The sequence below is a fragment of the Microbacterium shaanxiense genome (genome assembly GCF_054779995.1).
The window spans coordinates 278,209-292,942 of the sequence record NZ_BAAGXE010000002.1; the positions used below are offsets into that span (position 1 = coordinate 278,209).

At 69.2% G+C, this 14,734-nt stretch carries 12 protein-coding genes; 6 read left to right on the top strand and 6 right to left on the bottom strand.

What is annotated here, in order from left to right; all coding sequences use genetic code 11:
• Positions 1-28 precede the first annotated feature (28 nt).
• The gene (locus tag ACYVG2_RS06240) at positions 29-1,756 is read right to left on the bottom strand and encodes a dipeptide ABC transporter ATP-binding protein (protein ID WP_460780176.1); all 1,728 of its coding nucleotides are present in this window, start codon (positions 1,754-1,756) and stop codon (positions 29-31) included.
• A 103-nt stretch (positions 1,757-1,859) separates the two neighbouring features.
• Positions 1,860-2,768 (bottom strand): LysR family transcriptional regulator, encoded by a 909-nt coding sequence (locus tag ACYVG2_RS06245; protein ID WP_460780177.1) that lies wholly within the window; start codon positions 2,766-2,768, stop codon positions 1,860-1,862.
• 94 nt (positions 2,769-2,862) lie between these two features.
• Between ACYVG2_RS06245 and ACYVG2_RS06250 the strand changes: the two genes are divergently transcribed.
• Together ACYVG2_RS06250 and ACYVG2_RS06255 are read left to right on the top strand one after the other, a co-directional pair.
• Positions 2,863-4,176, top strand: coding sequence for a glucarate dehydratase family protein (locus tag ACYVG2_RS06250; RefSeq protein ID WP_460780178.1), 1,314 nt, complete (start codon positions 2,863-2,865; stop codon positions 4,174-4,176).
• The gene (locus tag ACYVG2_RS06255; protein ID WP_460780179.1) at positions 4,173-5,153 is read left to right on the top strand and encodes a 2-hydroxyacid dehydrogenase; all 981 of its coding nucleotides are present in this window, start codon (positions 4,173-4,175) and stop codon (positions 5,151-5,153) included. Before ACYVG2_RS06250 ends, ACYVG2_RS06255 begins: the two co-directional genes overlap by 4 nt.
• Before the next feature lie 19 nt (positions 5,154-5,172).
• Here the strand turns inward: ACYVG2_RS06255 and ACYVG2_RS06260 are convergent, their stop codons facing one another.
• The 4 genes from ACYVG2_RS06260 to ACYVG2_RS06275 are packed head-to-tail and all read right to left on the bottom strand — an operon-like array spanning position 5,173 to position 9,456.
• Positions 5,173-5,898: a sulfite exporter TauE/SafE family protein gene (locus ACYVG2_RS06260; protein ID WP_460780180.1), complete on the bottom strand. Its 726-nt coding sequence runs from the start codon at positions 5,896-5,898 to the stop codon at positions 5,173-5,175.
• 7 nt (positions 5,899-5,905) lie between these two features.
• Positions 5,906-6,874: an ABC transporter permease gene (locus ACYVG2_RS06265; protein ID WP_460780181.1), complete on the bottom strand. Its 969-nt coding sequence runs from the start codon at positions 6,872-6,874 to the stop codon at positions 5,906-5,908.
• Positions 6,867-7,856, bottom strand: a complete 990-nt coding sequence (locus ACYVG2_RS06270) for an ABC transporter permease (protein ID WP_460780182.1) — start codon at positions 7,854-7,856, stop codon at positions 6,867-6,869. The genes ACYVG2_RS06265 and ACYVG2_RS06270 overlap by 8 nt, the downstream gene beginning before the upstream one ends.
• Positions 7,857-7,887: 31 nt before the next feature.
• A complete protein-coding gene (locus ACYVG2_RS06275; RefSeq protein ID WP_460780183.1) occupies positions 7,888-9,456 on the bottom strand; it encodes an ABC transporter substrate-binding protein in 1,569 nt (522 codons plus the stop codon).
• 259 nt (positions 9,457-9,715) lie between these two features.
• Here ACYVG2_RS06275 and ACYVG2_RS06280 point away from each other — a divergent pair, with 259 nt between their 5' ends.
• From ACYVG2_RS06280 to ACYVG2_RS06295, 4 genes are all read left to right on the top strand, one after another.
• Positions 9,716-10,693, top strand: a complete 978-nt coding sequence (locus ACYVG2_RS06280) for a 2-hydroxyacid dehydrogenase (RefSeq protein ID WP_460780184.1) — start codon at positions 9,716-9,718, stop codon at positions 10,691-10,693.
• A gap of 139 nt (positions 10,694-10,832) precedes the next feature.
• Positions 10,833-11,768 (top strand): 5-dehydro-4-deoxyglucarate dehydratase, encoded by a 936-nt coding sequence (locus ACYVG2_RS06285; protein WP_460780185.1) that lies wholly within the window; start codon positions 10,833-10,835, stop codon positions 11,766-11,768.
• Positions 11,769-11,815: 47 nt separating this feature from the next.
• Positions 11,816-13,402, top strand: a complete 1,587-nt coding sequence (locus ACYVG2_RS06290) for an aldehyde dehydrogenase (NADP(+)) (RefSeq protein WP_460780186.1) — start codon at positions 11,816-11,818, stop codon at positions 13,400-13,402.
• Between the two features lie 53 nt (positions 13,403-13,455).
• Complete coding sequence (locus tag ACYVG2_RS06295) at positions 13,456-14,724, top strand: enolase C-terminal domain-like protein (RefSeq protein WP_460780750.1); 1,269 nt, start codon at positions 13,456-13,458, stop codon at positions 14,722-14,724.
• The last annotated feature ends 10 nt before the right edge of the window (positions 14,725-14,734 follow it).

Sequence of the window (14,734 nt, forward strand, 5' to 3'; positions counted from 1 at the left end):
TCCAGTCTGCGGCACCCGCCGCAGAGCGTCACGCGCTGAACGCCGGGACGGCCTCGATCAGCATCCGGGTGTACTCCTGCTGCGGATTCGTGAAGATCTGCGCGGCATCGCCGCACTCCACGAGTTCGCCGTGCTTGAGCACGGCGACGCGGTCGGCGGTCTCGGCGACGACGCCGAGGTCGTGGGTGATGAAGAGGTAGCTGAGCTCGCGTTCGCGCTGCAGCTCGTCCAGCAACTGCAGGATCTGCGCCTGCACCGACACGTCCAGCGCCGACACCGCCTCGTCGAGCACGATGAACTCGGGGTCGAGGGCGAGCGCGCGGGCGATCGCCACGCGCTGCCGCTGGCCGCCCGACAGCTCATCGGGGTAGCGGTCCAGCATCCCGTCGGGAAGCGCCACCTGCTCGGAGAGCTCGACGGCCCGCTTCGAGCGTGACGACCGATCCCCCTCGCCGAACGACAGCAGCGGCTCGGTGATGAGTTGCTCGATCGTCATCCGCGGGTTCAGCGAGTCGAACGGGCTCTGATAGACCATCTGGAACCGCCGCCGCAGCTGACGCAGCTTCTCGCCCTTGGTGTGCGTGATGTCCTCGCCGGCGAACGAGATGGCGCCCGAGGTCGGCTCGTCCAGGCGCAGCACGAGCCGCGCGAGCGTGCTCTTGCCCGACCCCGACTCGCCCACGACCGCGAGCGTCTCCCCGCGCCGCACGTCGAGCGACACGGCATCGACCGCGGTGAGCGAACGGCGTCCGCCCTCGCCCTTCGGCAGCGAGAAGACCTTGGTCAGCTCCGTCACGCGCACGATCGGCTCTCCGCCGAACTCGATGCGCGCCTGGGTGTCTGCCGTCCGACGCGCATGCGCGCTCAGCCGAGGAGCAGCGGCGATGAGCTTGCGGGTGTACTCGTGCGTCGGCGTGTTCATCACCTTCGCAGCTGGTCCGGCATCCACGATCTCGCCGTGCTTCATCACGACGACCCTGTCGGCGCGCTCGGCCGCCATTCCCAGGTCGTGCGTGATGAGCAGGATCGCCGTGCCGAGATCGCGGGTCAGGTGCCCGAGGTGGTCGAGGATCTGCTTCTGCACCGTCACGTCGAGAGCGCTCGTCGGCTCGTCGGCGATGATCAGGCTCGGCTGCGCCGCGAGTGCACCGGCGATCAGTGCGCGCTGCTTCATGCCGCCGGAGAACTGATGCGGGTACTGCTTCGCCCGCTCGGCCGGATAGGTCAGCCCCGCCATCTCGAGCAGCTCGACCGCGCGATCCGCGGCGTCGTGCTTCGACGCGAGCCCGTGCACGATCAGCGGCTCCGCGACCTGCACGCCGACACGGCGCACCGGGTTCAGCGAGAGCGCCGGATCCTGCGGGACCAGCCCCATCAGACGGCCGCGGATGCTGCGCCAGCGCCGTTCGCTCAGTGGAAGCAGGTCTTCGCCGTCGAACTCGATGCGCCCGCCGGTGACCTCGGCGTTCGGTGCGAGGAGGTTCATGATCGCCTGCGCGATCGTGCTCTTGCCCGATCCGGACTCGCCCACGATCGCGACGACCTCGCCGCGCTTCACGCTCAGGCTCACCCCGCGTACGGCGTCGACCTCGCGGTCGCCGATCCGGTACGCCACGCGCAGGTCGTCGACGCGCAGGATGTCGGCCTGCACAGGCGACGGATGCTGCGCGGCAGGCTCATCACGCTCGAGGGGGTCGCCCGACTCGGTGTGCCGAGCGGGCTCATCGACAGTCGCGGCGACGTCGTCCTGCAGCATGCGTCCTCCTCGTCGAGCACGGTCGTTTTCCTTCACGCTATGCGGGTCGATTCATCCGGATCAAGCACTACATGAGCATTGCGCAATGCACTCGCTGCATGGATCACTCCTCGTCGTCGACGTCCTCGACCAGGGCCAGCAACCGCTCGACCAGAGGATTGTGCGACTCGGAGTTCCACGCGATGTCGAGCTCGACGCTGTTCACGCGCGACGAGGGGTCGGCGTCGCTGATCGGCAGCAGCGTCACGGTGTCGGGAGCGATCCGTTCGGCGGACTCCGGCACCAGGCTGAACCCGAGGCCCGCGCTCACCATGGCGAGCAGCGCGGGCACCTGTCCCGCGTATTGCACGATGTGCGGATGCACCCCGCTCGCCACGAACATCGAGAGCAGCAGATCGTGGAAGTACCGCGCGACGCTCGGCGAGTACATGAGCAGCCGCTCGTCCTTGAGGTCGATGAGCTTCAACGGCTCCTCGCGCTGCGCCAGCTCCGAGTCGCTCGACACCGCCACGGCGAGCCGTTCGCGATACACCGGGCGGCTGCTGATCTGCGGCCGCGCGAGCAGCGGACGCATCAGCCCGATATCGACCGTGCCCTTCTCGAGCTCTTCCATCTGATCCAGCGAGACGAGCTCGCGCAGCAGCAGCGTGACCCCCGGCAGCTCGGCGGAGGCTCGGCGCAGCAGATCGGGCACGACGGCCTGTCCCGCCATCGCCGTGTAGGCGATCGTGATGGTGCCCGCCGCGCCCTGTCCGACGGAGCGCACATCGGACACCGCCTTCGCCGCGAGGTCGATCAGCCGTCGTGCGTTCGGGAGCAGAGCGCGCCCCGCCTGCGTCAGGGCGACCCGGCGGCTGGTCCGGTCGAACAGCCGCGTCGACAGCTCGCGCTCGAGCTGCTGGATCTGCCGGCTCAGCGGCGGCTGCGTCATCTTGAGTCGCGTCGCGGCGGCACCGAAATGCAGCTCCTCGGCGACCGCGATGAAGCACTCGAGTTGCACCAGTGAGATCATCGATCCACTCCTGACATCAGTCAGTGCGCAATTTGGTTTGTCTGCGCATCCGTCACCACCTTAGTGTCGGAGCAGTCCCACCAACGGAGGCGCGATGCCCGAAGAGATCCTGCTGTCTGTCCCCGCGTCCACCCGGCTGGCGGAGAACGCCGTGCGGTCGATCCGCATCACGCCGGTCGCCTTCCAGGATCCTCCGCTGCTCAACACCGTCGGCGTGCACGAGCCCCTCGCGCTCCGCGCGATCGTGCAGGTCACCACCGAATCCGGCGTGCGCGGACTCGGCGAGACCTACGGCGACAGCGCGCACCTGCAGCGTCTGCGTGCCGCCGCCGACGCCGTGCTCGGCTGCGACGTGTTCGCGACCAACGAGCTGCGGGCGCGGGTCGAGCGCGGCGTCGCCGGCGACGGCGTGCAGGGCGGGCACGGCATGTCGGGCATGGTCACGGGAACGAGCACCGGCGACCGGGTCCTGTCGCCGTTCGACGTGGCGGCGCTCGACATCCGCGGCAAGATTCTGGGCGTGCCGGTCAGCGAACTGCTGGGCGGGCGGGTGCGGGATGCCGTGCCCTTCAGCGGCTACCTCTTCTACAAGTGGGCTGGCCACCCCGACGCGGCATCAGACGAATGGGGAGAGGCGCTCACTCCTGACGGCATCGTCGCGCAGGCGCGGAACATCGTCGACGGATACGGCTTCACGGCGCTCAAGCTCAAGGGCGGCGTGCTCCCGCCCGACCAGGAGATCGCCGCCGTGCTCGCTCTGCGCGAGGCGTTCCCCGGTCACCCGCTGCGCATCGACCCGAACGGCGCATGGACCGTCGAGACCTCGCTGCGCGTCGCGGACGCCCTGAAGGACGTGCTCGAGTACCTCGAAGACCCCACCCCCGGGCTCGAGGGCATGGCCGAGGTGCGCAGCGGCACCGACCTGCCGCTGGCCACCAACATGTGCGTCGTCGCGTTCTCGCACATCGCGGATGCCGTGCGCCTGGGTTCGATCGATATCGTGCTGTCCGACCACCACTTCTGGGGAGGGCTCGAGCGTTCGCGCCTTCTCGCCGGCTTCGCCGAGACCCTCGGCTGGGGCCTGTCGATGCACTCCAACTCGCACCTCGGCATCAGCCTCGCGGCCATGACCCATCTCGCCGCCGCGACTCCCGGCCTCGACTACGCATGCGACACGCACTGGCCGTGGAAGCGCGAGGACGAGGACGTCATCGTGCCAGGCGCGCTGTCGTTCACCGACGGTGCGCTCTCGGTGCCGACCGTGCCAGGGCTCGGGGTCGAGATCGACACCGAGGCGCTCGAGCGCCTGCATCGTCAGTACATCGACGGCGGCATCCGCGAACGCGACGACACCGGCTACATGCAACGCGTCGATGCGGGGTTCGTCCTGGAAAGCCCGCGCTGGTGAGTGCCCCGCTGCGGATCGCCGTCACGGATCCGATCATCTCGGCGTTCGCCGACGAGCTGCGCCGCACGGAGCGTCCCCACGACTGGACCTTCGCGGATCCCGCTGTCGCCGGTTCTGCCCGAGCCGCCATCGACGGCGCCGACGTGATCGTGTGTTCGCAGCTCACGGGCGATGACGTGGCCGGAGGCGACCGCGTGCGGCTCGTGCATGCGACGGGCGCCGGCGTCGACCGGATCGATCTCGATCAGGTGCCGACGGCGGCCGTCTGCAACACCGGTCACCACGGCCCTGCGATCGCCGAGCATGTGCTGATGACCGCGCTCATGATGCGCCGCCGCGTGCTCGAGGTCGACGCGCAGATGCGGAGCGGGCAGTGGCGCACGGTCGCCACGGCACCGGGCACGCCGTATCACCGCGCGCTCGCCGGCAGCACCCTCGGGCTCATCGGCTACGGCGAGATCGGGCGATCCGTCGCCCACCTCGCGAAGGCCTTCGGGATGCGCGTGATCGCCATGCGACGGCATCCGGACGCCTCGGGCACCGGCACCGAACTGCTCGACCGCGTGTACGGCGAGGACCAGTTGCATCCGCTCCTCGCCGAGAGCGAAGTCGTGGTCGTCACCGCGCCGCTGACCGAGGCCACCAGGGGCCTGATCGATGCCGAAGCGCTCGACCAGCTGCATCCCGACGCCCTGATCATCAACGTCGCCCGGGGCGCGCTGATCGACGAGGACGCGCTTCACAACGCGCTCGCCGCCGGCCGCATCGGGGGCGCGGCGATCGACGTGTGGTGGGATGCACCGCAGGGCACCGAGGCTCCATCCGTCGTGCACCGTTTCGCATCGCTCGACCGTGTCGTGCTGACGCCGCACTTCTCCGGCCACGCACGTGAGGTGTTCACGGCGCGCGCCGCCGACATCGTGCGGAACATCGATCTGCTCGACGCGGGTCTTCCCCTGGAGCGGCAGGTGCGCTGAGCGGACAGCGGCGTCGGCGTCACCCCATGCCGAACAGGCGGGTGGCGATCAACGTCAGCGCGCCGAGCGCAGAGGCCCCGAGCGCGATCGCCCTGGTGCGGCGGCGGTTGAGGAAGCGGTTGACGAAGCGCGACAGCGCCACGCCGGCGATGGCGAACGGCATCATGCATGCCGCGGTGAGGACGGCGTGCGGCGGCACCGCACCCCAGAGGAACAGGGCGACCAGCGACAGCGACGATCCGACGAGGAAGAACGCCGACATCGTGCCGCGCAGCTTCGGCCCGTCCGAGCCCTGCCACACGATCGCCATCGGCGCGCCTCCCACCGAGGTGGTGGTGCCCATGACGCCCGACAGCGCGCCGGCCAGGGCCTGCGTCGACCGCGTCACCCTGGGATGCCAGCCGCGCAGCGACACGAGCACGCCCAGCAGCACCACCGCGGCAACCGCCCACGACAGCACGGCCGTCGACATGATCGTCAGCAGGCCCGCACCCACCACGCTGCCCGGCACGCGACCCGCGAGCGCCCAACCGGCACCGCGCAGGTCGAGTGAGGCGCGATCGAGCACGACGACGATCAGAGTCACGACCATGGCGAGCACGATCACGAGCACCGGCAGCAGCGTCGCGTCGATGAGCGCGATGAACGGCGCCGCCAGCATCCCCATGCCGAACCCGATCGAGCCCTGCAGACAGGCGGCGGCGAGGATGACCAGCGCCAGCAGTGCGAACTCGAGGGGCGTCACCGGATGCTCAGCGCTGGGGGACGACGGAACCGATCAGTCGGCGCCGCTTCTTCGTCTGCAGGCGCCAGCGCTGACCGGGATCGGTCGCGAGACGCAGCCAGGCGGCGAGGACGTTCGCTGCGACCGTGGTGATCACGATCGCGAGGCCGGGAAGAACCGATTGCCACCACGCCTCGGCGAGATACTGACGGCCCTGGGCGACCATCAGACCCCAGCTGACATCCGGCGGCTGGATGCCGATGCCGAGGAAGCTCAGCGACGATTCGGCCAGCATCACGTAGCAGAACTCGAGAGTCGCGAGCGTGACGAGCGTCGGCAGCACGTTCGGGACGATGTGCCGGAAGACGATCGCGCCCTGCTTGGCGCCGAAGTTCGTCGCGGCGTCAACGAACATGCGCGAACGCAGCTCGGCGGCCTCCGCGCGAGCGGTGCGCAGGTAGAGCGGGATGCGGGTGATCGCCAGCACGAGCACGATGTTCGCCGCGCTCGGGTTGAACACGTAGAGGATCACGACGGCCAGCAGCAGCGACGGGAAGCTCATGATGACATCGGCGATGCGCATCGAGACCGCTTCGCGCCATCCGCGGTGGAATCCGGCCCACATGCCCCAGATCGATCCGACGACGGCCGAGACGAGCACGGCCGCGCCGGCCACGCCGAGCGTCGTGCCGCCAGCGGCGATGATGCGGGCGAGCAGGCTGCGACCCAGCGAGTCGCTGCCGAGGATGTACTCCCAACCCAGATGCATGCTGAACGGCGGCATGTTGCGGGCGCCGAGATCCTGACGCTGCGCGAGATCGCCGAACAGCATCGGGCCGATGATCGCCGTGAGGATGATGAAGGCCAGCACGATCGCGGCGGCCGTGGCGACCTTGTCCTTCAGCAGCAGCTGCCAGAGATTCGCACGGCCCGTCCCGCGGGTCTTGCGCGCCTTCTGCGTGAGGACGGTGACGGTGGATGCGTTGTCGTCAGACATTCGTCAGTGCCTCTGCCTTCGTGTCGGAGATCGCCCCTGGCCCTCGACGGCGGGCACGGGTGCCGGCCGTCGGGCGCACGCGAGGATCGAGCAGTGCGTAGCCGAGGTCGATGATGATGTTCAGGGCGAAGATCGCCAGTGCGGTGATCAGCACGGCGGCCTGCAGGACGGCGAAGTCGCGCTGCAGGATCGAGTCGATCATGAGCTTGCCGATGCCGGGCCAACCGAAGATCGACTCGACGACGACCGCGCCGTTGACGAGGCCGACGGCGAGGTCACCGGCGACGGTGAGGGCGGGGGCCGCGGCATTGCGCAGCGCGTGCTTGGTGACGATGTGCATCTCGCCGGCACCACGACTGCGGGCGACCTTGATGTAGGGCTGTCCGAGCACCGTCACCATCGACCCGCGCACGACCTGGGCGAGCACGCCCACCGGTCGCAGCATGAGCGTCGCGATCGGCAGGATCCACACGAGCGGGCCGGAGGTGCCCGAGGTGGGGAGCCAGCCCAGCGTGATCGCGAAGATCCAGATGCCGAGGATCGCGATCCAGAAGTCCGGCACGCTAGCCGCCGTCATCGAGAAGAAGCTCACGATCCGGTCGGCGATGCCGTTGGGCTTCAGCGATGCCCAGCTGCCCAGCACCACGGCGACGATGATCGCCAGCACCATGGTCACCGCGGCGAGCTGGAGCGTGGCGGGGAAGGCACGCAGGGCCATCTCGGCGGCGGGCTCTCCGGTGCGCAGCGACTCACCGAAGTCGAGCCGCAGCACCCCGAGGAAGTAGTCGCCCATCTGCTCCCAGATCGGCTTGTCGAATCCGTTCCTGGCCGCGAAGTCTTCGCGCATCTGATCGGTCGCGTTCAGCGGCAGATACAGCTTCGACGGATCTCCGGTGAGGCGGGCGAGCACGAAGACACCCAGTACGACTGCGATCAGCGGCAATGCGCTCTGCAGGATCCGTCTTCTCAGGTAGGTCCACATGGTCGCCCGCCTTCCTCACTCTCGCTCGCGGTCAGCCCGCGAGCGAGACCTCCTTGATGCGCAGCTCGTCACCCGTGGACGAGTTGGGCTCGTACGTCACCCGGTCGGCGAGTCCGAGCATGACGGTCTGGTGGGCGATCGGTGCGAGGGCGACGACGTTCTCGCGCTCGAAGGCGAACGCCTCCTCGTACGCGGCCTGGCGCTCTTCGCCGGTCAGGGTGCGAGCCGTGTTGATGAGCTCGTCCAGACCCGGGTCTCCGAACTCGGCCTGCGCACCGCCCGTGAGCATGTACTGCTCGACCGTGAACTGCGCGTCACCCGCCTGGTTGCCGTGCTGCACGAGCATCGCGATCGGACCCTCGTTCGTCACGAACGGGCTCAGCTGGTACTGCAGGTGCTGCGTGGTGTCGACCATGCGCAGTTCGACGTTCAGGCCGATCGCGGCGAGCTGCTCGCGCAGCACTTCACCGAGTTCGCTGACCTTGGGGAACTGCGCGGTGCGCACCGGCATGATGATCTGCGTGTCGACGGGAACGCCGTCGGCCTTCGCCTCCTCGACGAGCGACTTCGCCTTCTCGACGTCGAACGGCCACGGCTCGAGGTCGGCGTTGAACCCGACGATGCCCTCGGGGATCAGCTGCGCCGCGACCTTGTCGCCGTCGGGATACAGCGACGACACGATGCCCTCGCGGTCGATGGCGTAGTTGATCGCCTGGCGGATGCGGATGTCGTCGAGCGGCGCGGTCTGGCCGGAGAAGCGCAGCGCGATCGTCTCGTTGTTCGGGTAGCTCACGCCGAGATCGCCGATGCCGTCCTCGGCGCTGAGGCCGAGGGCGATGTCGGCCTCGCCGCTGGTGATCATCGCCGCGCGGACAGTGCCCTCGGAGCGCCACTGGTACTCGACCGACGAGAACTCGGGAGCGTCGCCCCAGTAGTCGTCGTTGCGGTCGAGAGTCAGCTTGGTGCCGGCCTGCCACTCGCCGATCGCGTAGGGCCCGGTGCCGATCGGCTCGCGCACGAACTCGGTGTTGGAGGTCTCAGGCGAGACGATCTCGATGAACGAGAGCTTCAGCGGAAGGATCGGGTCGGGGTTCGGGGTGGTCACGGTGAGCGTGGTGGCGTCGGTGGCCTCGACCTCGAGGTCATCGTCACCGAAGATGTAGCCCTCGACGTTGCAGCCGAGGTCGCCGTTCACGGCGCGATCGATCGAGTAGGCGGCCGCCTCGGCGTCGAACGGCGTGCCGTCCTGGAAGGTCACGCCCTCGCGGATCGCGAAGGTCCATTCGTTGTCGCCCGTCTGCTCCCATTCGGTGGCGAGCAGCGGCTCGAGGTCACCGGTGGACGGGTTGCGCTCGACGAGCGGCTCGGTGACCGTGCTGCGCACGACCACACCCGTCGAGGTGAGGTTCGCGTCGCACGCCTCGAGCGTCGGCGGCTCCTGCGTGAGCACGACGCGGAGGGTCTCATCCGTGCCGCCCTCGCCGCCGCCTTGCGACTCCGAGTTCGCGACCGAGCAGGATGCGAGCAGTGCGATCGACGCGATTCCGGCGGCGACGGCCGACGCTCGGGAGGCTGTGCGTCGGGGGGAAGAAAGCTTCATCGGTTCCTCCAGGTAGGGGACGGCCGCGGCCCCGAATGGCTGACGGCTCGTTGTGAATGTCGCAGAGCGCTTCACGGGCGTCAACCGATGCGTCGGGTGCATCGGCCGGTGTCATCGGACCTCGGTGCCCGGCTGTCTGCGCCGAGCGCGACGCGACCCGCGTGATTCCGCCGTTCTTCCCCCATGAATACAGCACGCGCATCAATCCATGCAAGTTCGCTTTTGGACGCGCATCGTTCGCGAGTCGTAGTCTCACGCCATGACGAACCTTCCCTCACATGCTCCGTCGGTCGCACCCGGCACTGTCGCCCAGGCCGGTCCTCTGCTCGGATCCCTCGAGCAGACCATCCGCGACGAGTACGACGCGGTGCGTCTTCCCGACGACGTCGCGAGCCTCGATCCGGCGGATGCCGCGAGGGTGCGGGCCGTCGTCACCAGCGGCCGCTTCGGTGTTCCGGCCGAGCTCATGGCGGCGCTTCCCCACCTCGAGATCGTGACGAACTTCGGAGTGGGATACGACACCACCGATGTCGCGCAGGCGGCTGCCAGAGGCATCAGGGTGACCAACACACCGGACGTGCTCACCGATTGCGTCGCCGACACTGCGCTCGGCCTCATGCTCGACGTGTTCCGCAGGTTCGGGGCGTCCGAGAGGTTCCTCCGTGACGGCAGATGGGAGTCGGGCGGGTTCCCGCTGACCCGCCGCTTCTCGGGCAGCACGGTCGGCGTGCTCGGGCTCGGTCGCATCGGGCAGGCGATTGCCCGGCGTGCCGCCGCCTTCGACACGACGATCCTGTACACGACCCGCCGCCCCGTCGAGGGCGTGCCGTGGGAGCACGTGGCATCCGTCGTCGATCTCGCGCGGCGATCCGACGTCCTCGTGGTCGCCGTTCCCGGAGGGCCGTCGACCGTGAACCTCGTGGATGCCGAGGTGCTGCGCGCCCTCGGATCGGACGGGTTCCTCGTGAACATCGCACGGGGCTCGGTCGTCGACGAGGATGCGCTGATCGCCGCACTGGAGGCCGGAGAGATCGCGGGAGCGGGTCTCGACGTGTTCGCGAACGAGCCGCATGTGCCGGAGCAGTTGATCCGCGACGACGTCACGCTGCTGCCGCACGTGGGCAGCGGTACGCACGAGACCCGCCAGGACATGCGGGATCTGACGCTCGCGAACCTGCGGGCGTACCTCGCCGGCGAGCCCCTGCTCACGCCCGTGCCGGAGGCTTCCGCACATTGATGCAGGCGGTGCATTGATCCATCCACCATTTGGTTTGTAAGCGCATCGTTTCACGCCTAGCGTGACCATTGTTCAGATCCCCGCCGGTCACCGGCAGCAACCCCAGCCGGACCCCGGCGAGAAACCCCAGGAGTGCACCGTGGCACGATTCACGCCCACCGAGCTGGCCGACCACCTTCGCGATGGTCTCCTCTCCTTCCCTGCGACGGCGTTCACGCCCGAGCTCGAGTTCGACGAGAAGCGCTACCGCGAGCACGTGGAATGGCAGGCCGGCTTCGGCGTCGCCGGGCTCTTCGCGGCGGGCGGCACGGGCGAGGGCTTCAGTCTCGACCCGGCCGAGTCGGCCCTCGTCGTCCGCGCGGCGGTGGAGTCGACGCGGCCAGAGGTGCCGGTGCTCGCATCGGCCGGCGGATGGACCCGCAATGCGATCGCGAACGCCCGTGCCGCCGAGGAGGCCGGAGCAGAGGGCCTCCTCGTGCTGCCGCCCTACCTGACCGAGTGCGACCAGGCGGGCCTCGTCGAGCACGTCTCGGCGATCGCCGCCGCGACGCGCCTCGCGATCATCGTCTACAACCGCGGCAACGCGATCTACTCGGCCGAGACCATGGCGATCCTCGCCGACCGCCACGAGAACGTGATCGGCTTCAAGGATGCGACAGCCGACATCGAGCACCTCGCGTCGGTCTACGTGCGCAACGGCGAGCGGTTGTTCTACCTGGGCGGCCTTCCGACCGCCGAGACCTATGCGCTGCCCCTGCTGCAGATGGGCATGAGCACGTACTCCTCGGCGATGTTCAACTTCGTCCCAGAGTTCGCGCTCGAGTTCTACCGTGACGTGCGGGCGCAGGACCGCGCCGCCGTCACCGAGAAGCTCGGCCGTTTCGTTTTGCCGTACCTTGCGATCCGCGACCGCGGGCGCGGATTCGGCGTATCCATCGTCAAGGCGGGGCTGCGGGTGACCGGACGCGGTGTCGGGCCGGTGCGTCCGCCTCTGCACGACCTCTCGGAGCAGGACGACGCCGACCTGCTGGCGCTGATCGAGCGCGCCGGAGTGCGCGCGTCGGTTCCGGCCTGATCCCTGCTATCCCTTCATATACGCATCGCTGACTCAAGGAGTGTGACATGACCGCCGTCGTCCTCACCGGCCATTCTTCGATCGCCGGACGTTCCGTGCCGGGCACAGGCACGGCGCTGCACGCCATCGCGCCGGACACGAACGAGCAGCTCGAGCCGCCGTACTCGCAGATCGACGTCGAGCAGCTGCGTGAGGCGACGGCCGCCGCGGCCGAGGCGTTCGAGTCGTTCTCGCGTCTGGACCCGGAGGCGCACGCCGCGTTCCTCGAGTCTGTCGCCGACGAGATCGAGGCGATCGGCGACCCGCTGATCGAGCGGGCGATGCGGGAGACCGGGCTGCCGCAGGCGCGTCTGGTCGGAGAGCGGGCGCGGACGACCGGACAGCTGCGCCTGTTCGCCGACGTCGTGCGCGCAGGGCGGTATCGCGGAGTGCGGATCGACCCCGCGCAGCCCGATCGCACGCCGATGCCGCGACTCGACATCCGCCAGCGCAAGATCCCGCTCGGGCCGGTGGCGGTGTTCGGGGCGTCGAACTTCCCGTTCGCGTTCTCGACCGCGGGCGGAGACACGGCATCCGCGCTCGCCGCAGGCTGCCCTGTCGTCTTCAAGGCGCACAGCTCGCACCCCGGCACGAGCGAGCTCGTCGCGTCCGCGATCGCACGGGCGATCGAGGCGAACGGACTGCATCCTGGAGTGTTCTCGCACATCTTCGGACCTGGACGCAGCGTCGGCCAGGCGCTCGTCGCCGATTCCGGCATCCATGCCGTCGGGTTCACCGGTTCCAGGGAAGGCGGCCTCGCGCTCGTGCGCACGGCGCAGGAGCGGCCGGTGCCGATTCCGGTGTACGCCGAGATGAGCTCGGTCAACCCGGTGTTCATCCTGCCAGGGGCGCTCGACGGCGACATCGCGGCGCTCGCCTCCGGATACGTGCAGAGCGCGACCGGGTCGAGCGGGCAGCTGTGCACGCAGCCCGGGATCGTGTTCGTGCCGCGCGGCGAGAAGGGCGACGAGTTCGTGCGCGCCGTCTCGGGTGCGGTGCTCGACTCGACAGGGCAGACCATGCTCTCGCCGAGCATCGCCGCCGCGTGGCGTGACGGCGTCGCCACGCGCGACGCCAATGCCGAGGTGCTCGCACGAGGGGCGGACGGCGACGGCCCGCACGCTCCGGCGCCGGTGATCCACACCGCCGACATCTCCTCGTTCGAGGAGAACCACGTACTGCACGACGAGATCTTCGGCGCGGCGTCGCTGGTGGTGCGCTACGGAGATGCCGCGGAGCTGGTCGAGGCCGCATCGCAGTTGGAGGGCCAGCTGACCGCGACGCTGCAGCTGTCCCCGGCCGATCACGAGCTCGCCGCCGCGCTGCTGCCCGTGCTCGAGCGCAGGGTCGGGCGCATCCTCGCGGGCGGCTGGCCGACAGGTGTGGAGGTCGGGCACGCGATGGTGCACGGCGGTCCGTTCCCTGCGACGAGCGACTCGCGTTCGACGAGTGTGGGAACCCTGGCGATCGAGCGCTTCCTGCGCCCGGTGGCGTATCAGAACATCCCCGACGAGCTGTTGCCGGAGCCGCTGCGCGATGCGAACCCGTGGAACATCCCTCGGCTGGTCGACGGGCGCGGCGAGGCGTCGGCGTGACCGTTCCCACCGTCGAGCGGATCGAGGTCGTCCCGGTCGCCGGGCACGACTCGATGCTGCTGAACCTCTCCGGTGCTCACGGGCCGTTCTTCACGCGGAACATCGTGATCGCGACGGATTCGGACGGGCGAGAGGGCCTGGGTGAGGTTCCCGGTGGCGAGTCGATCCGTTCGACGATCGCGGAGGCGGGGGAGATGCTCGCGGGGCAGCCCGTCGGCCGGTACCGCTCGCTGCTGCGGGCGGTCGCGACGCGGTTCGCCGACCGCGATGCCGGAGGGCGCGGGCTGCAGACGTTCGATCTGCGCACGACGGTGCACGCCGTCACCGGGATCGAGTCGGCGCTGCTCGACCTGCACGCCCAGCACCTCGGGGTTCCGGTCGCTGAGCTGCTCGGCGACGGGCAGCAGCGCGAGAGTGTGCCGATGCTCGGCTATCTGTTCTTCGTAGGCGATCCGGATCGCACCGATCTGCCGTATCTGCGGGAGGGCGGCGACGCCGGATCATGGGAGAGCGTGCGGCGCGAAGAGGCGATGACCGCGGACGGCGTCGTGCGTCTGGCCGAGGCGGCGCAGCGGCGCTACGGCTTCGCCGACTTCAAGCTGAAGGGCGGAGTGCTCGACGCCGAGGTCGAGGCGGACGTCGTCACCGCTCTCGCGCAGCGGTTCCCCGAGGCGCGCGTCACGCTCGACCCGAACGGGGCGTGGCTGCTGGAGGATGCCGTGCGCATCGGGCATCGCCTGCGGGATGTGCTCGCGTACGCCGAGGACCCGTGCGGTGCGGAGGGGCGGTTCTCGGGGCGTGAGGTGATGGCGGAGTTCCGTCGGCGCACCGGACTGCGCACGGCGACGAACATGATCGCGACCGATTGGCGCGAGATGGCGCATGCGATCCGATCGGATGCCGTCGACATCCCCCTCGCGGACCCGCACTTCTGGACCATGGCCGGTTCGGTCAGGGTGGCGCAGCTCTGCGACGATTTCGATCTCACGTGGGGTTCGCACTCGAACAACCACTTCGACATCTCTCTGGCGATGTTCACTCAGGTGGGCGCGGCGGCGCCGGGCGAGATCACGGCGCTGGACACGCATTGGATCTGGCAGGACGGTCAGCAGCTGACCGTCGACGCTCCGCAGATCCGCGACGGAGCGGTGCGCGTGCCCGAACAGCCAGGGCTCGGGGTGACGCTCGATCGTGCAAGTCTGGCCGAGGCGCACGAGCTGTACGTCGAGCACGGACTCGGTGCGCGCGACGACGCCATCGGGATGCAGTACCTCGTGAAGGACTGGACGTTCGACAGCAAACGGCCCTGTCTGGTGCGCTGAGCTCGCTCTT